A 22,264-nucleotide genomic window follows, 5' to 3' on the forward strand; every position below is an offset into this window, starting at 1 on the left:
ACCACGGGCGCTCCTCACCGGGCGCCCGTCTTGGTTTCAAAAGGGTTAAGAGACGAGGGCAAGCCTCTGCTATGACAGTAAAATGGGGGCTTGTCGCCACGCTCAAAGCCGAGGCTGAGGCTGTTTTGAACTTTGCTGCTTGGCATCTGGAGCAGGGCGCGCATCGCCTGTTTCTCTATCTGGACGCAGCCTGTCCTGACGCACTGCCGCATCTTCAGGATCACCCCCGTATTCGCGTGATCGAGACGACCGAGGCCCATTGGCTTAAGCGTCGCGGGCGCGTTCCGGAAAAACATCAGGTTCGCCAGAGCCTCAACGCGACCCGCGCCTATCGACGACAAGCGCGCGATCTGGACTGGCTCATCCATATCGATGTGGACGAGTTCCTCTGGTCCCCCGATCCGCTGGCGCCACAGCTGGAAGCACTCGACCCAGACGTCCTGTGCGCGCGCGTACGCCCGCTTGAACATCTTGCCGGTAGCGCCGACCGGTTCAAATCCCGCATCCCTTCCGGGTCAGATGCCTCTCAGATCAGCACCCGTATCTATCCGCGCTTTGGCGGCTACCTCAAAGGCGGATTTGTCAGCCATGTGCAGGGCAAGCTCTTTGTACGCACGGGTCTAGAAGAGGTGGATCTGCGCATCCACAATGTGTTTGTCGAAGGCGTTGAAAACCCCTGCGCCACTGAACTTACAAACATCGACCTCTGCCACCATCACGCAAGCGACTGGGCGCAGTGGATCGCACAATATCGTTACCGCCTGAACAAGGGCTCCTATCGGGCCGATCTGCGCCCCGCGCAGCCCCGCAGCGCAGGCGGCACCACCCTGCACGAGCTGCTTTCGCTGCTCGAGGCGGAAGAGGGCGAATCCGGCCTCAGGGCGTTTTTTGACGAGACCTGCGCCGACAGCCCCGAACTCCGCCAAACGCTTGCCTCAGAGGGGCTTTTGCGTCAACGCGCCCTGCCCCTGGTCGCAATTCGTCAGAAACACTTCCCGCATTTTTCGTAAACTGTTTCTCAATTACGGCAAATTCCGGGATTCTCACCCAGTTCCCCACCGTTAAGTCGCGATCATTTGACCGTATCTCTCAATTTTGCTATGTGCCGCGTCATCCGGGGACACCTGTCTGCTCAGGCGTCCAACTGATACCGGGATAGAGACACACGCGCGGGCCAGGTCAGTGTCCGCAAAAACGGACGCATATGACAAAATTCACCGATCTGAACCTCAATCCGAAGGTCCTCAAAGCCATCGAGGAAGCCGGATACGAAAGCCCCACCCCGATTCAGGCAGGCGCAATTCCCGCCGCATTGGAAGGGCGCGATGTCCTCGGAATCGCTCAGACCGGCACCGGCAAAACCGCCTCTTTCACCCTGCCGATGATCACCCGCCTTGCGCGTGGCCGCGCCCGGGCGCGCATGCCGCGCTCGCTGGTGCTCTGCCCGACGCGCGAACTCGCTGCGCAGGTGGCTGAAAACTTCGACACCTACGCCAAACACGTCAAGCTCACCAAAGCCCTCCTGATCGGCGGCGTTTCCTTCAAGGAACAGGACGCCGCAATCGACCGTGGTGTAGACGTGCTGATCGCCACACCGGGCCGTCTGCTCGATCATTTCGAGCGCGGCAAGCTCCTGCTGACCGGGATCGAGATCATGGTGGTCGATGAGGCTGACCGGATGCTGGACATGGGCTTCATCCCCGACATCGAGCGCATCTTCTCGCTGACCCCCTTCACCCGTCAGACGCTGTTTTTCTCCGCCACCATGGCGCCGGAAATCGAGCGGATCACCAATACGTTTCTCTCCGGCCCCGAGCGGGTCGAGATCGCCCGTCAGGCCACCACCTCCGAGAATATCGAACAGGCCGTGGTGATGTTCAAAGCCTCCCGCAAGGATCGCGAAGGCAGCGAAAAACGCCGGGTTCTGCGCGAGCTGATCAACCAGGAAGGTGAGGCCGTGCAGAACGCCATCATCTTCTGCAACCGCAAGACCGATGTGGACATCGTCGCCAAGTCCTTGAAAAAATACGGCTATGACGCCGCGCCGATCCACGGCGACCTGGATCAGAGCCAGCGCACCAAGACCCTCGACGGGTTCCGCGACGGCACACTCAAGATCCTTGTGGCCTCCGATGTGGCCGCCCGCGGTCTGGACGTTCCCTCCGTGAGCCATGTGTTCAACTTTGATGTGCCGGGTCATGCCGAGGACTACGTCCACCGGATCGGCCGCACCGGCCGCGCAGGTCGCGATGGCAAGGCCATCACCCTGTGCAGCCCGCGTGACGAAAAGGCGCTCGATGCTGTCGAAGGTCTGGTTCAAAAAGAAATCACTCGCCTTGAAAACCCGGTAAAGCCGACGCCGCGCAAAACTGCGACCAAGGACGAGGATGCAGGCGACAAGCCCAAACCCGCCCGTCGCAGCCGCAGCAAAGCCGCCTCCGCCAAGACCGACGCGACACCAACGCCCGAGGCGGCAAATGACGCAGCCCCGCAGGTCGAAGCCCCTCAGCAGCAGCCCCAAGAGCCCAAGGAGACCCGGGCCGAGCAACCGTCTGCTGGCGCCAAATCGGGCAAGTCCCGTGGTCGTGGACGCCGCGATGATCGTCGCGACGACAAAGTAGTGGGCATGGGCGACCATATGCCAAGCTTCATCGCGCTGAGCTTTGACGAGCGCCGCGCCAGCTGACCGCTGACCGCAGACCTGACGTGAATGGAAACCGCCCAGCCTCGGCTTGGGCGGTTTTTATATACGACAAGGCCGCCAATGCGCCCTACATCACAGCCTGCATCATAGCCTGCATCACAGTCACATGACGCGGCATTGCAGCAGCGGCATAGCGGCAATGCCAAGCTATGCGATGTCGCGCCCGCAGCGATGGTCTAGATCAGCCCCATCAATGAAACACCCCAAGGTGAAGCAATGGACCTGAATGAAACCACCCCGCTGGATATTGACGAGCTGAGAGCAATCGAACTGCGCGCGCGCAAACTGCGTGCCGAAATGATGAGCCTCATCCTCTCCAGCATTGGCACCGCGCTCCTTCGCGCGATCAAAGCCCCGGCTCTGCTGCTGTCGCGCCCGCGCACAGCCTGAGGCCGCGCCGCCAGCCAGACGTGGTGCCCGCGACGGCACCGCTAGGCGGCGCAGACACGCCGCTTGACGAAAACGCCCGGCCACACAGGCCCGGGCGTTTCTCTTTTTCCACGTCGCACGTCCCCCACCTTCTTCTAACGAAAAATATCCTGGGGTGAATGCGCATCCGCGCAGAGGGGCAAAGCCCCTGCCCTGCCAACGTAAAAGCGCCCGGAAGATCTCTCCTCCGGGCGCTTTTTGGGTTTCATGTCCAGTCAGATCAGTTGGTTATGATCTCAGGCCCCATGATCATATTGGGCAGGAAGGTCGAGATCGCCGGGATGTAGGTGACCATGATGAGGAACACAAAGAGCACCGCAAGGAAAGGCAGCGCAGCCTTCACGACCGCCATCATCGGCATCCCCGCAACCCCGGAGGTCACAAAGAGGTTGAGCCCCACCGGCGGTGTGATCATCCCGATCTCCATGTTCACAACCATGATGATCCCGAGGTGAATGGGGTCGATCCCCAGCTCGATTGCAATCGGGAACACCAGGGGCGCCACGATCACCAGGAGGCCCGAGGGCTCCATGAACTGACCGCCAATCAGCAGGATCACGTTCACCACGATCAGGAACATCACTGGGCCAAAACCTGCCGAGAGCATCGCGTTTGCAATATGCTGCGGCACCTGCTCGTCGGTCAGAACATGCTTCAGGATCAGCGCGTTGGCGATCACAAACAACAGCGTCACGGTGAGTTTGCCAGCCTCAAACAGCGTGTGTTTGGTGTCGCTGTGGAAAAACGCGGTGATCAGCGCATAGGGTTTCTTCAGAAGCGAGTCCTTGGGCTGCCCCTCTCCATTGGAAAGCGGCCCCATGTCCTTATAGACAAAACACGCGATGAAGAAGGCATAGACAGCCGCAACCGCTGCCGCTTCGGTCGGGGTGAAGATCCCGCCATAAATGCCGCCCAGGATGATCACGATCAGGAACAGACCCCAGCCAGCTTCACGCGCAGAGGCAAAGACCTCTCCCCAGCCGTTCCACTCGCCTTTGGGCAGGTTCTTGACCTTGGCCATCACATAAATCGTGACCATCAGCATGATGCCCGCCATCAGGCCCGGAATGACACCAGCAAGGAACATCCGCCCGACCGAGACCTCAACCGCTGCGGCGTAGACCACCATCACGATGGACGGCGGGATCAGGATACCGAGCGTGCCCGCGTTACAGATCACACCTGCGGCGAACTCCTTGGAATAGCCCACCTGGCGCATGCCCGCGATCACGATTGTCCCGATCGCAACCACGGTTGCTGGCGACGAGCCGGACAGCGCAGCAAAGAGCATACAGGCAAAGACCCCCGCAATCGCCAGACCACCCGGCAGGTGGCCCACACAGGCAATCGAGAAACGGATGATCCGGCGTGCAACACCACCCGTGGTCATAAAGCTCGACGCAAGGATGAAGAACGGGATCGCCAAGAGGGTGAAATGCCCTTCAAAGGCCTGAAACAACGTCCCTGCAACCGAGCCGAGCGAGCTGTCGGAATAGATCAGCAGGAAAATGGTGGACGACAGACCCAGAGAAACCGCAATCGGCACCCCGATCAGCAAAAGGCCAATGACCAGTGTAAAAAGAAGAACCACTTCCATCAGTCATGCTCTCCCCGTTGAGCGCGAACCGCTTCGAGTTCGTCTTCGACTTCGTGACTTGCAACCAGACGGTCCGTCTGCCCGCGCAGGATTTGAACAGCCGCCTGAACAAAGCGGATCACCAGCAACAGCATCGACAGCGGCAACACGAGATAGGGCACCACCTTGGGCATCTTCTCGTAGGAATCGCCGTAATTGATGAGATCCTCAAGGAAACGCAGCGCCCCGATCATGGGCACGTCCTGCACCTCATAAAAGCTCTGGCTGCGCGCCTTCACGTCGAAACCGGTGGGAAACCAGCGTCCCGAGGTGGGCGGCAGATCCGCAAAGACGGCCCAATAGTCATAGGCGCCCTTGAGCATCAGCAACGAGAAAATGATGCAGGCAGCCGCCGCAATGAGGCCGAGGATACGCCGCGCGCCCTGGGGCAGCATATTGATGATCGCATCAACGCCCAGATGTGCGTGTACCTTCACCGCATAAGCCGCGCCCAAAAGCACCAGCCATGCAAACAGGAACACCGTGACTTCGAGCGCCCAGAGGATGTTGGAATTGAAGACATAGCGCGCGATCACATTGGCAAAGGTGAGCAAGGTCATTGCTCCCAGGATCAGCGCGATCAGCGATTCCTCAAGTGTGTGGATGAACCCCGACGGGCCGGTTCTTGCCCCCGACATTATGATCTCCAGTTTTTTGGGAAATGGGTGCGGTGAGCGTATCTCGACCGCTTGGGTGTCAGAGCGCAGCGCGCCGCGCTCTGATCAATTTGGTGTCTGATGCGGCCAGAAGGCGACCGCAGGTTGGTCTTAGAAGCCGGCGTTGATCGACTGTGCAGCGTCGATCATGTCCTGACCCACGTCACCGGAGAACTGCTCCCAGACGGGCTTCATCACGTCGACCCAAGCCTGACGCTGCTCAGCGGTAAGCTGGCGCACTTCGCCACCTGCCGCAACGATGGCCTCTTTGGCTTCGTTGTTGACGCGGGTGGATTCGGCGTTCCGGGTTGCGGTCACTTCGGTCATGATGGTCATGAACTGGTCACGCACCTCAGGCTCAAGGCTGTCGAGCCAGTCCACCGAAGCCACAACCAGATAGTCGAGCACGCCGTGGTTGGTTTCTGTGATACCGTCCTGAACTTCAAAGAACTTCTTGCCGTAGATGTTGGACCAGGTGTTCTCCTGGCCATCCACAACGCCCTGCTGCAGCGCGCCATAGACTTCGGAGAAGGCCATTTTCTGCGGGCTGCCACCGATCGCTTCCATCTGCGCCACCAGCACGTCCGAAGACTGCACGCGGAACTTCAGGCCATTGGCGTCTTCGGGCATCACGAGCGGCTTGTTGGCAGACATCTGCTTCATGCCGTTGTGCCAGTAGCCAAGACCCTGCAGGCCGCGGCGCTGCATGCTGTCGAGCATGGCCTGACCATTTTCAGAAGCCTGGAATGCGTCCACGGCGTCGATGTTCTTGAACATGAACGGCAGGTCAAACAGGCGGAACTGCTTGGTGAACTTCTCGAATTTCGACAGCGAAGGCGCCGCCAGCTGCACGTCGCCCTGCAGCATCGCTTCGAGAACCTTGTTGTCGTCATACAGCGTGGAGTTCGGATAGACGACCATGCACATGGTGCCGTTCATCTCTTCGTTTACACGCTTTTCCAGCAAGGACGCCGCGATCCCCTTGGGGTGCTTGTCGGTGTTGGTAACGTGGCTGAACTTGACGACGATTTCGCCATCATCACAGGCATCGGCCTGCGCCACACCTGCGGTCACGCTCAGAGCCAGTGCGGTTGCGGCAGCGGTCAAAAACTTCATTGTGATCCTCCCTAGGATACGATGTCTTTCCTCCGACCCCGGATCACACCCGAGGCTTGGCGCCTAGAATTGGCAAAGGCGGAGTTTCGCTCAAGCCGCGATTCGAGAACCACCTGATTTTTGTGATTTTTTATAAAATTCAGAACCCTAGAGAGAGGACTTGTGCTGTCGGGGGCGGCTCTCCCCTGGCCCTGTGCGGGATTTCACACACGCACCCTGCGGCTTGTGCGAAAATCCGCACAGCCGTTAGCGCCGATAGTCCTCGGGGCGAATCCCATAGCGGGCCAGCTTGTCATAGAAGGTCTTGCGCGGCAGTTTCAGCGCTTCGGCGGCGGCTGCCGCCTTGCCGTTCTGCCGCCCGAGGGCCGCAATCAGCAGCGAGCGCTCGACCTGCGCCATCTGTTCCGCGAGCCCCAGATCGGTCGCCTGCGCGACTTCTTCGGGCATGCCAAGCACAAAGCGCATCGCCGCCGACATCAAGGAGCGCGCATTTCCGGGCCAGTCCTGCGCCATCAGGCTTGCCAGCGTATCGGGGCTGATCTCCGGGGCGTCGATCCCCGCCTGCTCGGCGGCCTGGCTCACATAATGGCGAAAGAGCACCGGAATATCCTCGCGCCGCTCGGCAAGCGAGGGCACCCGCACCCGCATCACGTCGAGGCGATAGTAAAGCTCGGCGTTGAAACTGCCGCCCGCCACACGTTCCGACAGATCCACGGTCGAACCGCCGATGATGCGCGCACCGCCCCCCTGCTCGAGCCGCGCAAGCACCGCATATTGCGTCTCTTGCGGCATGGCCGACAGCTCATCGAGGAACAGGGATCCGCCCTCGGCGGTCTGGCAAAGCTCCTCGAAGGTCTGAGGGGTCAGCCCCGCCGCCGGACGTTTGACAAACGCCCCCTGCCCGCGCCGCGACATCAGATGCACGACCTCGGCGATCTTGGGAATGCCACTGCCGGGCGCGCCACTCACCAGCACTTCGGCGTCGGTCGCCGCCGCAGCCCGCACCCGCGCGCGCAGCTCCTGGATCTGGGGCGAGACGCCAAAGATCATCCGCGCCGCCGGGTCCCCCCGCTCCAGCTGGCGTTGCAGGCGGCGGTTTTCCAGCACAAGCGCGCGCGTCTTCAGCGCACGTTCCAGCACCGTCATCAGCGTGGCCGCCTCGCAGGGTTTTTCGAGAAAATCAAAAGCCCCCTCGGACATCGCCCGCACCGCCATGGGAATGTCGCCCTCGCCCGTCAGCAGCACCACCGGCAGCTCCGCATCCACCTCTTGTGCGTAGGACAACAGATGGAACCCATCACGCCCCGGCATCCGCATATCCGACAGGATCACCCCCTCGAAATCCGGGGTGATGTGGTCCTTTGCGGCCACAAACGACCCCGCCGTCACCGCGTTGAGATCGGCAAGCTCGAGCGTCTGGCCCAGCGCCTCGCGAACGGCCGCATCATCATCAACCAACAGCACCTTGCGCGTCATGCGGCGGTTTCCTCTTTCCAGTAGTCCAGTTCGACCGTGAACAGGGCGCCGTGCTCTGTGTTGGTGCCCCGGATATTGCCGCCAAAGCTTTGCACCAGTCCGTAGGAAATGGACAGCCCCAGCCCCATGCCTTCCGAACTCCCCACCGCCTTGGTGGAGTAGAACGGCTCAAAGACCTTTTCGGGCTGTTTCAGACCGGGGCCAATGTCGCGCACGCCCACCGTGAGCCGCGCGCCATCGTTGATGACGATCCGCACGCGGCGCTCCTCCTGTCCCATCATCGCATCCACGGCGTTGTTGATGAGGTTCACAAACACCTGCGTCAGCCGCACCTCGCCACCGCGCACCCAGACGGACTGCGCCTCCGGGCGTTGCCAGTCCAGCGTCACGTCATGGTCGCGCAGGCGGGTCTCTGTCAGTTCCACCGCCGCCTCGATGACCTGCACCAGATCCACGCGCCCCACCGGCTCGCTCTCGTTGCGGGCAAAGGCGCGCAGATTCTTGATGATGCGCGCCATCCGGGCCGACATCTGCGCAATCCGGGTGAGGTTCTCGCCCGCGCGTTCCGATTTGCCACGCTCCAGAAAGGCCTGACCGTTCTCGGCAAACTGCTGGATCGCCATCAAGGGCTGGTTGAGCTCATGACTGATGCCAGCCGACATCTGCCCCAGCGCCGAGAGCTTGTCGGCCTGCACCAGTTCGGCCTGCGCCTGTTTCAATGCGGCCTCCGCCTCCTTGCGTTCGCGCACCTCGCGGCGCAGCTGCAGGTTGGTGTCCGACAGCGCCCGGGTGCGCGTCTCGACACGCTCTTCCAGTTCCGCATTGGCCTTTGCCAGCGTGCGGCGCCGCTCTGCCAGCCAGAACAGGATGGTGCCAAACGCAAGACAGACCGCAGCCATCGCCATGGTCTGCAGCGCCGCGATCCGCTGCGCTGGGGTCACATCCACGAGGATCTCTCCGCGCATCCCGATGGCGGGCAGACCGATCCCGAGATGAAGCGCCTCATCGGGCAAATACGGGCTCCAACGCTGTTGCCAGATCTCGTGTTCGCCCACTTTTTTCACCTCGAGCGGCAAATCGCCCCCATCTGCGGTCATCAGCCCGGTCTTGTCGTCATCCAGTCGCCAGAACAGCAGCTCAAACCGGTTGGAGATAAAGACGCGTCCGTCCTCGATGGTGAAATAGACCGGCGGCAGGGTGCCGCGCCACGTCTGCTCCACCAGCTCGATGTCCGCAACAACCACCAATGTGCCCCGCACGCGCCCATCCGGGCCGAAATCCGGCGCGGCAAAGAAATAGGCCCGTCGCTTGCTCTCGGGTAGCACCATGGGCTCCGTGCCCATCGCCCCCTGCATCGCGCGCCGAAAATACCGCCGACCCGAGACGTTTGAACCAGCCACGCCTTCGGCGGCGGCCAGCACGCGCCCCGAGTCATCGGCGTAAAACACATCAAGTGCGCCGGATTTATCCGCGATCCGGCGCAAGAGCGCTGTGGCGCGTGCCGGTCCCTCGCGGGTTTCGAGCGCCTGCAACGCCGGGTGCTCTACAACCAGAACCGCCTGCTCGCGGAAAATCTGCAACTGCGTGCTCACCCGATCCGAGGCCAGCGCGAGATCAGAGGCGCTGCGTTCGGCCAGCGCCGTCAGCGCCTGTCGATAGGCCGAAGACCAGACCACCGCAGAGAGCACGACAATGAAGAGCACAACACTGGCGACCAGCGCGAGACGGGGGTGTCGAGGATTTAACATTGCGCCACATTACAAAGCCCCCCTTGCCAAGACCAGAGACCTCGGCAAAAACCGATTTTATGAAAACACTGACCCAATCCCCGACCGACCCGGACTTTGTCCAGAACCCCTACCCGTTTTACGACGCGGCCCGCGCGGCCGGCAAACTTGGGTATTGGGAAGAGTACAAAATGATGGCGGCCTTTGGTCATGACGTGGTGCACATGCTGCTGCGCGACCGCCGCTTTGGGCGCGAAATCCCCGCCGAGATGGCCACCGAAGGCCCGGCGCATCTGGCGCCCTTCCTGCAAGTAGAGGCACATTCGCTTCTGGATGCGGAACCGCCCCGCCATACGCGGCTGCGCAAACTGGTGCTGCGCGCCTTCACCAGCCGCGAGATAAAGGCGCTTGCGCCGGGGCTAGAGACGCTCTGCCACGAATTGATCAATGCGTTCCCCAAGGATGCGCCCTTTGATCTGCTCAGCAGCTATTGCACGCAGGTGCCGGTGATCGCGATCTGTCGCCTGCTGGGCGTACCCGAGGCCATGGCGCCGCAACTTCTCGACTGGTCGCACAAGATGGTGGCGATGTATCAGGCCTCCAAGACCACCGAGACCGAACATGCCGCAGCACAGGCCAGCGCCGAGTTCATCGCCTTTTTGACCGACTACGTAGACGAGCGCCGCAAGACCCCGGGCGAGGATCTCATCACCCGGCTCATTCAGGCCGAGGAAGATGGCGAAAGCCTCTCGACGGACGAGCTCATCGGCACCTGCATCCTGCTCCTAAATGCTGGTCACGAGGCCACGGTGCATTCGCTCGGCAACGGGGTGAAAACCATGCTCGAACAGGGCTGGTCTTCCGAGTGGCTTCAGCCCGATGGCATCAGCGGGCTCGTCGAGGAAATCCTGCGCTATGACCCACCGCTCCATATGTTCACACGCTACGCCTATGAGGAGATCGAGATCATGGGCCACCGTTTCCGGCGGGGCGATCAGGTGGCTCTGATGCTGGCGGCTGCCAACCGAGATCCGGAGGCGCTGGAGCGCGCCGATCAGTTTGATCCCACGCGCCCGCCCAAGGTGAACAAGAGCTTTGGCGGCGGGCTGCATTTCTGTGTCGGCGCACCGCTTGCGCGGATGGAGATGGAGATCGCGCTGCCGATCCTTTTTGAGCGCTGCCCGGAGTTGAAACTGGCCGAGCCGCCCCAGTATTCCAACACCTACCATTTCCATGGGCTGACCCGGCTTTGGGTGCAAACCCGCTAAGGCGCTCTGACCAGGGGTCGTCTCCTTTGGGGGCGGCCCGCGTTGCTCTCTCTTCTGGCTGAGTTTGCGGGGAAACTGCGCGTCTCCTCTGCAAAAACGCGCCTTTGGGCGGGCTGCCTCTGGTTTCGGCCCCGGTGGGTTGCTACATCTTGCAAAACAGCCGTGGGAGGGCACAGCTTGGGCATTTTTGATTTTCTCAAAGGCGAATTCATCGACGTCATCCATTGGACCGATGATACCCGCGACACCATGGTCATGCGTTTCGAGCGCGAGGGCCATGCGATCAAATACGGGGCCAAGCTGACGGTCCGCGAGGGTCAGGCGGCCGTGTTTGTGCATGAAGGCCAGCTGGCGGATGTGTTCACGCCCGGGCTTTATATGCTTGAAACCAACAACATGCCGGTGCTGACCACGCTTCAGCATTGGGATCACGGGTTTCAGTCGCCGTTCAAATCCGAGATCTATTTTGTCGCCACCACGCGGTTCAATGACCTCAAATGGGGCACCAAGAACCCGATCATGTGTCGCGACCCGGAGTTCGGCCCGGTGCGCCTGCGCGCCTTTGGCACCTATTCGGTGCGGGTGGTGGACCCGGCCCGCTTCCTGACGGAAATCGTCGGCACCGATGGTGAGTTCACCATGGATGAGATCTCTTACCAGATCCGCAATATCATTGTGCAGGAGTTCTCGCGCGCGATTGCCGCTTCTGGCATCCCGGTGCTTGATATGGCCGCCAATACCGCCGATCTGGGCAAGCTGGTCGCCGCCGAGATCGGCCCCGTGGTGGCTGAATACGGCCTCGCGATCCCCGAGCTTTATGTCGAGAATATCTCCCTGCCGCCCGCGGTCGAGCAGGCGATGGACAAGCGCACCCAGATGGGCATCATCGGCGATCTCGGCCGCTATACGCAATTCAAGGCTGCCGAAGCCATGGAAGCGGCTGCCAAAACGCCCAACAGCGGCATGGGCGCCGGGCTTGGGATGGGAATGGGCATGGCAATGGCACAGCAGATGGGCCACGCGATGCAAGGAGGCGCGACACCTCAGGCAGCGGGTCAACCGACCGGGCCATGGGGCGCACGGCCCGCACCCGCTGCGCCGCAACCTGCGGCTCAGGCCGCACCGATGGCACCGCCGCCCCCGCCGGTGGAGCATGTCTGGCACATCGCGGAAAACGGTCAGACCTCGGGTCCATACTCCAAGGCGCGCATGGGGCGCATGGCGCAAGAAGGCCAGCTGACGCGCGACACCCATGTATGGACCCCCGGTCAGGACGGCTGGATGCGCGCGGGCGATGTGACCGAGCTGGCACAGCTCTTCACCATCCTGCCGCCGCCCCCACCGCCGCCCCCGCCCGCAGGCGGCTAACGCCCGCAGGATAGATCAATGGCAGCCGGGCGCCGTGAGTGTGCCCGGCCCTCTTATGGGGGCAAGCACAGATTGCCCCCGTGCTGCCGCCCCTGACTGCACCATCGCCCTCTCGCACTGCAAAGAGCCCGATCGCCGTGACCCAGACACCGCCGCCCCCGCCCGCTCCGGATATGACCCCGAAAGATGCCGAGGAAACCCACCGTTTTCCGTGCGAGCAATGTGGCGCGGACTATCGTTTTGCCCCGGCGGAGGGCGGGCTTGTCTGTGATCATTGCGGCCACAAGAAAGAGCTGATCGAAAGCCCATGGGGCGGTGGGGCGCTGAAGGAACTCGACTTCCTGCAAGCGCTGCGTGAACAGCTTCCCGCTGCCGAAATGGAAGTCACGCGCGTCTCCTCCTGCCCCAACTGCGCCGCCCAGGTCGAATTCGACCCGGCGGTGCATGCGCTGGAATGTCCCTTCTGCGCGACCCCCGTGGTGGCCGACACCGGCGAGAATCGCCACATCAAACCCAAGGGCGTGCTGCCCTTTCAGTTTGACGAACGCGCCGCACATCAGGCGATGGAAGACTGGCTCGGCAAGCTGTGGTTCGCGCCCAACGGGCTAAAGGAATACGCCCGCAAAGGGCGCAAGATGGATGGGATCTATGTCCCCTACTGGACCTATGACGCCCAGACCCACAGCCAATACACCGGCCAGCGCGGCACCGAATATACCGTAAGCCGTACCGTCATGGTGGATGGCAAACCCCAGGTGCGCAGCGAAATCCGCGTGCGCTGGTCCAATGTGCGTGGACGGGTGCAGCGATTCTTTGACGATGTGCTGGTGCTCGCCTCCAAAAGCCTGCCGCGCAAATACACCGAAGGCCTCGAGCCCTGGGACCTGTCGCAGCTTGCGCCTTATCAGCCCAAGTATCTCGCAGGGTTTCGCGCGGAGGCCTATACCATCGACCTTGAAGCCGGCTTTGCCGATGCGCGGCAAAAAATGGACCGCATCATCGAGCGTGACATCAAATTCGACATTGGCGGCGACCGCCAGCGGATCAGTTCGGTCGATACGGACGTCAGCGCGGTCACATTCAAACATGTGCTGCTGCCGGTGTGGATGGCCGCTTATAAATATCGCGGGCAGAGCTATCGCTTTGTGGTCAACGGGCAGTCGGGGCGCGTGCAGGGCGAACGCCCCTTTTCCGCCTGGAAGATCGCAGGCGCGGTTGTCGTCGGCCTGATCCTGGCGGCAGGCGTGGCCTACCTGGCGTCACAGAGTTAAATTCCGACATCGACTTGCCTTTTCGCGACACCCCCGGCATGTTCGCGCCAAATCCGGGGGAGACAGCACATTGTCCAACAGCGCTTTGAGCGGGTTCGACCAAGGACCTTGCCGCCATTCCATCCACCCGCAACGGGTGCCAGATGTCCCGGCCTCTGCACGAGGGGCGACCCCTCCTCATGGGACTGGCCCGAGGGATCACGGCCGCGACAATGCCCGTCGCGCGCTGGCCCGCTGTGCCCACCCCGCCCATGATTCTAGTCTGAGAGGATAGGCATGCGTGCCCTCCTGCAACGTGTCAGCGCCGCCAGTGTCACCGTCGACAATGCGGTTATTGGCGAAATCGGCCCCGGTCTTTTGGTCTTTGTCTGTGCCATGCGCGGAGATTCTGAGGCCGAGGCCACCCAACTGGTGCAAAAAATTGCGCGTCTGCGGATTTTTCGAGACGACGCGGGCAAAATGAACCGCTCGGTCAGCGATACCAGCGGCGCCGTTCTTGTGGTCAGCCAGTTCACCCTGGGCGCCGACACGCGCAGCGGTACCCGTCCGGGCTTTTCCAAAGCAGCTGCACCGGATGAGGGAATGCGGCTTTATCATTGTTTTTGCGCGAAAATGCGTGAGACTGGGCTTACAGTGCAAACAGGAGAATTCGGCGCTGACATGAAAGTTTCACTTGTGAACGATGGTCCTGTTACGCTCTGGCTGGACACAGATGACCGTCGCAACACGTCAGCCGGATCGGGGTAGAAACCCCGCATGAGCCGGAAAATTGCGGGCCAAGCGTCAGAGCATTCCCCCTGTTTTGGGCGCCTGACACAGATGCGCGCGCAATTTTCTATCATTATTCCTTGCCCCGATGTGCCAAATCGGCAAATCTTGTATCACCATTCAAGAAAATCCGGGGCCAACCCGTAACCTCGACAGGGAGACAACGAATGAACGACTATCTTAAACACCTCGCACAGGAAGCCGCATTGGGCCGCATGGGCCGCCGCGAGTTCCTCGGCCGCGCTGCTGCGCTGGGTGTGACCGCATTGGGCGCGAACTCGCTGCTGGCCTCTGCGGCCAAAGCGGCAGGCGCGCAAAAAGGCGGCACCCTGCGTGTGGGTCTGCAAGGGGGCTCCACCACCGACAGCCTCGACCCGGCTCTGGCGACAAACCAGGTGGCCCTCTCGGTGATCCGTCTCTGGGGTGAGCCGCTGGTGGAACTGGGCGAAGAAGGCGGCCTCGTGGGTGCCGTCGCCGAAAGCTTTGAAGCCTCGGCAGACGCAAAAACCTGGACCTTCAAGCTGCGCTCCGGCCTGACCTTCTCCAACGGCCAGCCGGTGACGGCGGCGGATGTTGTCGCCACCATGGAGCGTCACTCCGGTGAGGACACAAAATCCGGTGCGCTTGGCATCATGCGCTCCATTTCCAACGTCAAGGCCGATGGCGATACGGTGGTCTTTGAGCTCGAAGACGCAAACGCCGACCTGCCCTACCTGCTGACCGACTACCACCTGGTGATCCAGCCCAACGGCGGCAAGGACGATCCGGCGGCCGCGATCGGCACCGGTCCTTATGTTCTGAAAGCCGTGGACATGGGCGTGCGCTTTGTGGCCGAGAAGAACCCCAACTACTGGGGCGATCTGGGCAATGCGCAGACCATCGAGTACGTGGTCATCAACGACAATACCGCCCGTGTGGCTGCACTGCAGGCCGGTCAGGTGGACATGATCGACCGCGTGCCGCCGCGCACCGCGAAACTGGTGGATCGCGCGCCGAACATCTCCGTGCACTCCACTGCGGGTCCGGGCCACTATGTGTTCATCGCCCATTGCGACACCGATCCCTTTGCCAACAACGACGTGCGCCTCGCACTGAAATACGGCATCAACCGTCAGGAAATGGTCGACAAGATCCTGAACGGCTTTGGCTCCGTGGGCAACGACTCGCCGATCAACGCCTCCTACCCGCTGTTCACCCAGCTGGAGCAGCGCGAGTACGATCCCGAGAAGGCCAAGTTCCACATGGAAAAATCGGGCTATGACGGTCCGATCCTGCTGCGCACCTCCGACAACTCCTTCCCCGGAGCCCCGGATGCGGCGGCGCTGTTCCAGCAGTCGCTGGCAGCGGCAGGCATCAACCTCGAGATCAAGCGTGAGCCCAACGATGGCTACTGGTCCGAGGTCTGGAACAAGCAGCCCTTCTGCACCTCCTACTGGGGTGGCCGTCCGACGCAGGACTCCATGTTCTCCACCGCCTATCTGTCGACCGCAGACTGGAACGACACCCGTTTCAAGAACGAGCAGTTCGACCAGACACTGCTGGCGGCCCGTGGCGAGCTCGACGAAGCCAAGCGCACCCAGATGTATGCAGATATGTCGACCATGGTGCGCGACGAAGGCGGCCTGATCTGCCCGATGTTCAACGACTTTGTCGATGCAACGTCGGATCGTCTGGACGGCTGGAAAGACGGCGTCAAAGGTCACGCTCTCATGAACGGTTACGCGCCCCTGAAAATGTGGGTCAAAGCCTGATATGAATCCGGTGATCAAACTATTGGCTCAGCGCATTGCGCTGAGTCTCTTCCTGCTGTTGATGATCTCGGCGCTGATCTTTGCGGGCACCATGATCCTGCCCGGCGACGTCGCCCAGTCCATCCTCGGCCAATCCGCAACCCCCGAGGCGCTCGCCAACCTGCGCGCCGAGCTTGGACTGAACGAACCCGCCCTCACGCGCTATTTCGACTGGCTTTTTGGTGCCTTGCAAGGCGATCTTGGCACCGCTCTGACCTCTGGTCAGGACATCACTTCCGCCATTGGATCGCGCCTCTCGAACACGCTGTTCCTTGCGTTCTGGGCCGCTGTGATCGCCGTGCCGCTGGCGATTTTCCTCGGTCTTCTGGCCGTGCGCTACAAAGATCGCTGGCCGGACAAGCTGATTTCCGGCGTCACATTGGCGTCGATCTCCATTCCTGAATTCCTGATCGGTTACGTTCTGATGTATCTGATCGCCGTAAAACTGCGCTGGTTTCCCTCTGTCGCCATGATCAACGACGGCATGAACCTGTGGCAGAAGCTCAATTCCATCGCCCTGCCCGTCGCGGTGCTGACGCTTGTGGTGCTTGCCCACATGATGCGCATGACCCGTGCGGCGATCCTCAACGTGATGCAGTCCGCCTATATCGAGACTGCGGAACTCAAGGGGCTTTCGACCTTCAAGGTGATCTGGCGTCATGCCTTCCCCAACTCGATCGCGCCGATCGTGAATGTGGTGATGCTGAACCTCGCCTATCTTGTGGTTGGTGTCGTGGTGATCGAAGTGGTCTTCGTCTATCCCGGCATGGGGCAATATCTGGTGGATCATGTCTCCAAACGTGACGTGCCGGTGGTGCAGGCCTGTGGTCTGATCTTTGCCACCGTCTATATCGGCCTCAACATGGTTGCCGATATCGTGTCGATCCTGTCGAACCCGCGTCTGAGGCATCCGAAATGAAGAATATCCCCGTATCCGCTCTGATCGGGCTGTTTTTCACGGCCCTCTACTTTCTCGGCGCACTTTTTGCGCCGCTCCTGGCCCCCTATGGCATGGCCGAAGTGGTCGGCGACGTTTGGGAACCCTCCAGCGCCGACTACTGGCTGGGCACCGACAATATCGGACGCGATCTGTTGTCGCGGATGATCTATGGCGGGCGCACCACCATCTTCATCGCCACCATGGCGACGCTGATCTCCTTCACCACCGGATCCATCCTCGGGATCTTTGCAGCCGTCTCCGGCGGGTGGATCGACCAGACACTGTCGCGCTTTGTCGATCTCATCATGTCGATCCCGACACTGATCTTTGCGCTTGTTGTGCTCTCGGTGACGCCTGTGACCGTGCCGATGCTGATCCTCGTGATGGGTCTTTTGGACTCCACACGCGTGTTCCGCCTCGCCCGCGCCGTTGCTGTCGACATCGAGGTGATGGACTTTGTGGAAGCCGCACGCCTGCGCGGTGAGAAGACCGCGTGGATCATCTTCCGCGAGATCCTGCCCAATGCGCTGTCGCCACTGGTGGCAGAGATGGGGCTGCGCTTCATCTTTATGGTGCTCTTTGTGTCCACCCTCTCCTTCCTGGGTCTGGGCGTGCAGCCCCCCGAGGCTGATTGGGGCGGCATCGTGAAGGAAAACAAGGACGGTATCGTCTATGGCGTGCCCGCCGCGCTGATCCCCGCCTTTGCCATCGCAACCCTTGCGATCTCGGTGAACCTGGTGGCGGACTGGATCCTGAACCGTACCACATCGCTGAAAGGAGGCCGGGGATGAGCGAACCACTCCTCAAGGTCCGCGACCTGAAAATCGGCGCCACGGTTTATCCGCCGGGCGAGAAACCCCATGACATCGAAATCGTGCATGGCGTCAGCTTTGACCTCATGCCAGGCAAGGTGCTGGGTCTCATCGGGGAATCCGGTGCAGGTAAATCCACCATCGGTCTGTCGTCCATGGCCTATGGCCGGGGCGGTGTGAAAATCACCGGTGGCGAAGTCTGGGTCAACGGGCGCGACATCCTCAAATCCAAGCTGAGCGACATCCGCAAGCTGCGTGGGGGTGAGGTGACCTATGTGTCGCAATCTGCCGCCGCGTCGTTCAACCCGGCCAAGACCATCATGGAACAGGTGATCGAAGCCTCGGTCGAGCAGGGCAAATTCTCCCGCAGAGTGGCCGAAGACCGCGCCCGCGCGCTCTTTGCCAAGCTGGGCCTGCCCGACCCCGACAACATCGGCGCCCGCTATCCGCATCAGGTGTCCGGTGGTCAGCTGCAGCGCTGCATGACCGCACTTGCGCTCTGTCCGGAACCCGATCTCGTGGTCTTTGACGAGCCCACCACGGCGCTTGATGTGACCACGCAGATCGACGTTCTGATGGCGATCAAGGAAGCGATCCGCGACACCGGTGTGGCCGCGCTTTATATCACCCACGATCTTGCGGTTGTGGCACAGGTCTCTGATGACATCATGGTGCTGCGCCACGGCAATACCGTGGAATACGGCTCGGTCGATCAGATCATCAACAACCCGCAAGAAGAGTACACGCAGGCGCTGGTCTCCGTGCGCTCGATCGAGCACGAGGAAAAGGCCCCCACCGAGGAGCCGATCCTGTCGGTGCGCAACATCACTGCGCGCTACAAGGGCACCAAGTTCGACGTGCTGCACAACGTGAACGTCGATCTCTACCCCGGTCAGACCCTGGCCGTGGTGGGCGAGTCCGGTTCGGGCAAATCGACGCTGGCGCGGGTGATCACCGGCCTTCTGCCCCCGCGCGAAGGCGAGATCTACTTCAACGGGCGCACGCTCACGCCGGACTTCAACAACCGCAGCCGCGAGGATCTGCGCGAGTTGCAGATGATCTACCAGATGGCGGATGTGGCGATGAACCCGCGTCAGACCGTAGGCACCATCATCGGCCGGCCGCTAGAGTTCTATTTCGGCCTGAAGGGCGCGGAAAAGCGCAAGCGGATCATCGAGTTGCTCGACGAGATTGAACTCGGGGAAGGCTTTATCGACCGCTACCCGGCAGAGCTGTCGGGCGGGCAGAAACAGCGTGTCTGTATCGCCCGGGCGCTGGCGGCCAAGCCCAAGATGATCATCTGTGACGAGGTCACCTCGGCGCTCGATCCACTGGTGGCGGACGGCATCCTGAAACTGTTGCTGAACCTGCAAAAGATCGAGGATGTGGCGTTTCTCTTCATCACCCACGATCTCGCGACGGTGCGCGCGATCTCTGACAACATCGCGGTGATGTACAAGGGCAAGGTGCAGCGCTACGGCGGCAAGACGCAGGTGCTGAGCCCGCCCTTTGACGACTACACCGACCTTCTGCTGAGCTCGGTGCCGGAGATGAAGCTCGGCTGGCTCGAAGAGGTGATCGCCAACCGCAAGATGGAGAGCGCGGGCAACTGATGCCCGGCTCCTGCCAACCGGCAGCGCTCGCACGGTGCGGGCGAAAGACGATAGAAGCCCTGTTCGGCCGCAAGGCCGGACAGCGCCCGACCCTCCCCCCAGGGAGGGCGCTTCACGCCCACCCTAGGCTCGGGCGCTGACCTGAGCGCCCATAAATCCACCCCCAGCCCAGGACCTCCCCCATGGACCGCAAACTCCTGCTCATCATCCTTGATGGCGTGCCCCATCGCAATTTTCGCCGCCTGTTTGGCAACCTCGAGGGCTGGGTCGCCTCTGGTGATGCCCGCGTCTGGAAGCACCGCGCGGTGCTGCCCTCGATCTCCGCAAGCTGCTATGCCTCAATCCACACGGGCGTCACCCCGCAGGAGCATGGCTGCACCGGCAATGGCAATGTCTTCCGCCTGAGCCACGACGATGTGTTTTCCCAAGTGCGCAAGGCCGGCGGCACCACCGGGGCGGTCGCGCATAGTTTCTGGTCGGAGTTCTTCAATCGCTCCCCCTTCGATTATGTGCGCGACATCGAATATGACGAGCCCGAAAGCAAGACCATCAACCATGGGCGCTTTCACTCGATGACGGGCTATGGCCACGACAACCAGATGACGCCCTCGGATGTGGATCTCTTTGCCACGCTCACCAACCTCTGCGGGCGCTTTGATCTCGACTACGGCATGTTGCACACCTGCACGCTCGACAGCATGGGGCATCGCTTCTTTCACGAAAGTGCCGAGATGGACAAAGCCTGCTTTGTGATGGACGAGATGCTGGCGCCGTTCATCCCGCGCTGGCGTGCCATGGGCTATGAGGTGATCGTGACCGCCGACCATGGTCAGGACGAGCGTGGCCACCACGGCGGGCGCCACCCGCTGCAACAGGAAACCGCGCTGTATTACTTTGGCGATGCGGATGGCCCGGCAGAGAATGACGTGATCGACCAGTTGCAACTGGCCCCCACAATCCTGAGCCGCCTTGGCGCGCCCCTTGCAGAGACCATGAAAGCCGAGGCATTCTTGCGCTGAGGTCATTCATTCCGGCCTCGGATCCAATTTTGACGAGGCTGTTATGAAATATTTCCTTGCTCTGCTGGCAATGGCCGCTGCCACGCCGGCCCTTGCCGACTCCTATTGCGACGATCTGTGGTTCACCCGAAATGCCATCATGGACCGGGCGGGCTATTGCTTTGGCTCTTCTCTTGGAAAACATGTCTTTGACAATGGCGATTGCATCGGGACCTCTGTCACCCTCTCAGAGATGGATGCGACCCGGGTGGCCAAGCTCAAAGCGCAGGAACGCGAAGCCGGATGCCGGGTCGATACCAGCCGCAGCAGGCTCGATGTCTTGGACCTGCGCTACCGGCAGCGGCTGGTGGACCTTCCGGTGACAGATGGGCTGGAAAGCACCTGCATCGGCTGGCGCGGCGATCCCCTGCCCCTGCGCGCAGGCCATGGCCTCAATACGGATGTGATAGGGCAGGTCCTGCCCGGAGACACGCTCAACTACGGCCATTATCCAGTGGGCGGCTGGAGCTATGTGACGGTGCATGACAGCGACTGGCACCTCAAGAGCGCAGGTTGGTATCGCGTTGATGCCTATCCGCAGCGGTGCGCCCAGTTCGCCGGGTGAACAGGGCGCTGACAGCGCTTCGTCACGCGCACCCCTTCCTGCAGGCGCCTCAGTCGTCGTAGGGCCAGATCTCCTGTCCGAGACCTTCGATTGCCAGCACGATACGTTCAAAACCGTCGCGCGCCCGGCCGACGCTGTGACGGGCGCGCAGATAGCCATGCACCAGCCCCGCCTCATTGATCCACTCCGCCAGACCGCCAGCCGCGTGGATCGCATCGCGATAAACGAGGCAATCGTCCCGCAGCGGATCGCAATCGGCAGAGAACATCACCGTGGGCGGCAGCCCTGCAAAATCATCGTCCTGAAGCGGCGCATAGGTCGGATCATTCTCGACCGGCGTGCCATCCGCGCGCACATCGGCGTAGTATTTCACATCCTCAAGCGTCAGCATCGGCGCCTGCGCATGTTCGCGATAAGAGGGCAAGGCGTGGTCGCCCCCGAGCCCCGGATAGATCAGCACCTGCCCCAGCACGCCCTCGTGACGTCCCCGCGCGTGATGCGCCACACAGGCAGAGAGCATCGCCCCCGCGCTGTCTCCCGCCAGCACCACGCCCCCCGGATAGGTCTCGCAGATCCAGTCCAGCACCGTCCAGGCGTCCTCGAACTGGGCGGGATGCTTGTGCTCGGGCGCCAGCCGGTAATCCACCGACACCACGCGATAGCCGGTCTGCTCGCAAATCTCGGAACAGACGTCATCATGGCTGTTGAGATCGCCCACCACAAAGCCGCCCCCGTGGCAATACATCACCGTGCGGGTCGGATCGCCCGCCTCATAGATCCGCACCAAAACGCGCCCGACGCTGCGCTCGGTGACATCCACCACCTCGGCGCGGGGTTTGCGAAAGGCAGCGGCCATCTTGTTATAGACCGCGCGCTGATCGTCGATCGTCAAATCCACCGTGTCGTCGGGGTAGTGGCGCCCCGTCTCCCGGATGAAATTCCACGTCTCTTCGTCGATCAGTTTTTCATAGTCCATCACATTCACCGTCTCTGACATCTTCGCAGGCGTCGTCTCTCTCCTTCGAGCCTAGGACCGCGCAGCCCCGTTGAAAACGGCAAAATGAAAA

Annotated in this window: 19 protein-coding genes; 13 read left to right on the top strand and 6 right to left on the bottom strand. The window is 61.6% G+C overall.

Going from position 1 to position 22,264, the window contains the following annotated elements; all coding sequences use genetic code 11:
* Nucleotides 1-71: 71 nt before the first annotated feature.
* From TM1040_RS13465 to TM1040_RS20345, 3 genes are all read left to right on the top strand, one after another.
* Entirely contained in the window at nt 72-1,010 is a 939-nt protein-coding gene (locus tag TM1040_RS13465; protein ID WP_011539136.1) for a glycosyltransferase family 2 protein, read from the top strand.
* 194 nt (nt 1,011-1,204) lie between these two features.
* Nucleotides 1,205-2,686, top strand: coding sequence for a DEAD/DEAH box helicase (locus TM1040_RS13470; protein ID WP_011539137.1), 1,482 nt, complete (start codon nt 1,205-1,207; stop codon nt 2,684-2,686).
* Between the two features lie 234 nt (nt 2,687-2,920).
* Nucleotides 2,921-3,094, top strand: a complete 174-nt coding sequence (locus TM1040_RS20345) for an RSP_7527 family protein (protein ID WP_166485558.1) — start codon at nt 2,921-2,923, stop codon at nt 3,092-3,094.
* Nucleotides 3,095-3,353: 259 nt separating this feature from the next.
* Here TM1040_RS20345 and TM1040_RS13475 read toward each other — a convergent pair whose 3' ends face one another.
* From TM1040_RS13475 to TM1040_RS13495, 5 genes are all read right to left on the bottom strand, one after another.
* Complete coding sequence (locus tag TM1040_RS13475; protein WP_011539139.1) at nt 3,354-4,730, bottom strand: TRAP transporter large permease; 1,377 nt, start codon at nt 4,728-4,730, stop codon at nt 3,354-3,356.
* Nucleotides 4,730-5,407 (bottom strand): TRAP transporter small permease, encoded by a 678-nt coding sequence (locus TM1040_RS13480; protein WP_011539140.1) that lies wholly within the window; start codon nt 5,405-5,407, stop codon nt 4,730-4,732. Before TM1040_RS13480 ends, TM1040_RS13475 begins: the two co-directional genes overlap by 1 nt.
* Nucleotides 5,408-5,536: 129 nt before the next feature.
* Nucleotides 5,537-6,541, bottom strand: coding sequence for a DctP family TRAP transporter solute-binding subunit (locus TM1040_RS13485; RefSeq protein WP_011539141.1), 1,005 nt, complete (start codon nt 6,539-6,541; stop codon nt 5,537-5,539).
* Nucleotides 6,542-6,787: 246 nt separating this feature from the next.
* Complete coding sequence (locus TM1040_RS13490) at nt 6,788-8,017, bottom strand: sigma-54-dependent transcriptional regulator (RefSeq protein ID WP_011539142.1); 1,230 nt, start codon at nt 8,015-8,017, stop codon at nt 6,788-6,790.
* Nucleotides 8,014-9,765 carry an ATP-binding protein gene (locus TM1040_RS13495; protein ID WP_011539143.1) on the bottom strand — a complete coding sequence of 584 codons (1,752 nt, stop codon included), beginning with the start codon at nt 9,763-9,765 and terminating at the stop codon, nt 8,014-8,016. Before TM1040_RS13495 ends, TM1040_RS13490 begins: the two co-directional genes overlap by 4 nt.
* A gap of 59 nt (nt 9,766-9,824) precedes the next feature.
* On the opposite strand from TM1040_RS13495, the gene TM1040_RS13500 reads away from it, so the two are divergent.
* From TM1040_RS13500 to TM1040_RS13545, 10 genes are all read left to right on the top strand, one after another.
* Entirely contained in the window at nt 9,825-11,012 is a 1,188-nt protein-coding gene (locus tag TM1040_RS13500; protein WP_044026811.1) for a cytochrome P450, read from the top strand.
* 177 nt (nt 11,013-11,189) lie between these two features.
* Nucleotides 11,190-12,380 (top strand): SPFH domain-containing protein, encoded by a 1,191-nt coding sequence (locus tag TM1040_RS13505; RefSeq protein WP_011539145.1) that lies wholly within the window; start codon nt 11,190-11,192, stop codon nt 12,378-12,380.
* Between the two features lie 173 nt (nt 12,381-12,553).
* Nucleotides 12,554-13,651, top strand: a complete 1,098-nt coding sequence (locus TM1040_RS13510; protein ID WP_011539146.1) for a TFIIB-type zinc finger domain-containing protein — start codon at nt 12,554-12,556, stop codon at nt 13,649-13,651.
* Nucleotides 13,652-13,927: 276 nt separating this feature from the next.
* A complete protein-coding gene (gene dtd / locus TM1040_RS13515) occupies nt 13,928-14,398 on the top strand; it encodes a D-aminoacyl-tRNA deacylase (RefSeq protein WP_011539147.1) in 471 nt (156 codons plus the stop codon).
* A gap of 188 nt (nt 14,399-14,586) precedes the next feature.
* A complete protein-coding gene (locus TM1040_RS13520; protein WP_011539148.1) occupies nt 14,587-16,170 on the top strand; it encodes an ABC transporter substrate-binding protein in 1,584 nt (527 codons plus the stop codon).
* Between the two features lies 1 nt (nt 16,171).
* Complete coding sequence (locus TM1040_RS13525; protein WP_011539149.1) at nt 16,172-17,128, top strand: ABC transporter permease; 957 nt, start codon at nt 16,172-16,174, stop codon at nt 17,126-17,128.
* Complete coding sequence (locus tag TM1040_RS13530) at nt 17,125-17,940, top strand: ABC transporter permease (protein WP_011539150.1); 816 nt, start codon at nt 17,125-17,127, stop codon at nt 17,938-17,940. The genes TM1040_RS13525 and TM1040_RS13530 overlap by 4 nt, the downstream gene beginning before the upstream one ends.
* On the top strand, nt 17,937-19,574 hold the full coding sequence (locus TM1040_RS13535; protein WP_011539151.1) for an ABC transporter ATP-binding protein: 1,638 nt from the start codon (nt 17,937-17,939) through the stop codon (nt 19,572-19,574). The genes TM1040_RS13530 and TM1040_RS13535 overlap by 4 nt, the downstream gene beginning before the upstream one ends.
* A gap of 182 nt (nt 19,575-19,756) precedes the next feature.
* Nucleotides 19,757-20,593 (top strand): alkaline phosphatase family protein, encoded by an 837-nt coding sequence (locus tag TM1040_RS13540; RefSeq protein ID WP_011539152.1) that lies wholly within the window; start codon nt 19,757-19,759, stop codon nt 20,591-20,593.
* A 43-nt stretch (nt 20,594-20,636) separates the two neighbouring features.
* On the top strand, nt 20,637-21,197 hold the full coding sequence (locus TM1040_RS13545; protein WP_011539153.1) for a DUF4453 domain-containing protein: 561 nt from the start codon (nt 20,637-20,639) through the stop codon (nt 21,195-21,197).
* A gap of 49 nt (nt 21,198-21,246) precedes the next feature.
* Here the strand turns inward: TM1040_RS13545 and TM1040_RS13550 are convergent, their stop codons facing one another.
* Nucleotides 21,247-22,173, bottom strand: a complete 927-nt coding sequence (locus TM1040_RS13550; RefSeq protein WP_044027187.1) for an alpha/beta hydrolase — start codon at nt 22,171-22,173, stop codon at nt 21,247-21,249.
* Between the last annotated feature and the right edge of the window lie 91 nt (nt 22,174-22,264).

The sequence above is a fragment of the Ruegeria sp. TM1040 genome (assembly GCF_000014065.1).
Lineage (GTDB): Bacteria > Pseudomonadota > Alphaproteobacteria > Rhodobacterales > Rhodobacteraceae > Epibacterium.

What these genes read in the sequence shown, in the direction of transcription:
- TM1040_RS13465 (WP_011539136.1), top strand. Translation starts at nt 72, where the DNA reads ATGACAGTAAAATGGGGGCTTGTCGCCACGCTCAAAGCCGAGGCTGAG.
- TM1040_RS13470 (WP_011539137.1), top strand. Translation starts at nt 1,205, where the DNA reads ATGACAAAATTCACCGATCTGAACCTCAATCCGAAGGTCCTCAAAGCC.
- TM1040_RS20345 (WP_166485558.1), top strand. Translation starts at nt 2,921, where the DNA reads ATGGACCTGAATGAAACCACCCCGCTGGATATTGACGAGCTGAGAGCA.
- TM1040_RS13475 (WP_011539139.1), bottom strand. Translation starts at nt 4,730, where the DNA reads ATGGAAGTGGTTCTTCTTTTTACACTGGTCATTGGCCTTTTGCTGATC.
- TM1040_RS13480 (WP_011539140.1), bottom strand. Translation starts at nt 5,407, where the DNA reads ATGTCGGGGGCAAGAACCGGCCCGTCGGGGTTCATCCACACACTTGAG.
- TM1040_RS13485 (WP_011539141.1), bottom strand. Translation starts at nt 6,541, where the DNA reads ATGAAGTTTTTGACCGCTGCCGCAACCGCACTGGCTCTGAGCGTGACC.
- TM1040_RS13490 (WP_011539142.1), bottom strand. Translation starts at nt 8,017, where the DNA reads ATGACGCGCAAGGTGCTGTTGGTTGATGATGATGCGGCCGTTCGCGAG.
- TM1040_RS13495 (WP_011539143.1), bottom strand. Translation starts at nt 9,765, where the DNA reads ATGTTAAATCCTCGACACCCCCGTCTCGCGCTGGTCGCCAGTGTTGTG.
- TM1040_RS13500 (WP_044026811.1), top strand. Translation starts at nt 9,825, where the DNA reads ATGAAAACACTGACCCAATCCCCGACCGACCCGGACTTTGTCCAGAAC.
- TM1040_RS13510 (WP_011539146.1), top strand. Translation starts at nt 12,554, where the DNA reads ATGACCCCGAAAGATGCCGAGGAAACCCACCGTTTTCCGTGCGAGCAA.
- dtd (WP_011539147.1), top strand. Translation starts at nt 13,928, where the DNA reads ATGCGTGCCCTCCTGCAACGTGTCAGCGCCGCCAGTGTCACCGTCGAC.
- TM1040_RS13520 (WP_011539148.1), top strand. Translation starts at nt 14,587, where the DNA reads ATGAACGACTATCTTAAACACCTCGCACAGGAAGCCGCATTGGGCCGC.
- TM1040_RS13525 (WP_011539149.1), top strand. Translation starts at nt 16,172, where the DNA reads ATGAATCCGGTGATCAAACTATTGGCTCAGCGCATTGCGCTGAGTCTC.
- TM1040_RS13530 (WP_011539150.1), top strand. Translation starts at nt 17,125, where the DNA reads ATGAAGAATATCCCCGTATCCGCTCTGATCGGGCTGTTTTTCACGGCC.
- TM1040_RS13535 (WP_011539151.1), top strand. Translation starts at nt 17,937, where the DNA reads ATGAGCGAACCACTCCTCAAGGTCCGCGACCTGAAAATCGGCGCCACG.
- TM1040_RS13540 (WP_011539152.1), top strand. Translation starts at nt 19,757, where the DNA reads ATGGACCGCAAACTCCTGCTCATCATCCTTGATGGCGTGCCCCATCGC.
- TM1040_RS13545 (WP_011539153.1), top strand. Translation starts at nt 20,637, where the DNA reads ATGAAATATTTCCTTGCTCTGCTGGCAATGGCCGCTGCCACGCCGGCC.
- TM1040_RS13550 (WP_044027187.1), bottom strand. Translation starts at nt 22,173, where the DNA reads ATGGACTATGAAAAACTGATCGACGAAGAGACGTGGAATTTCATCCGG.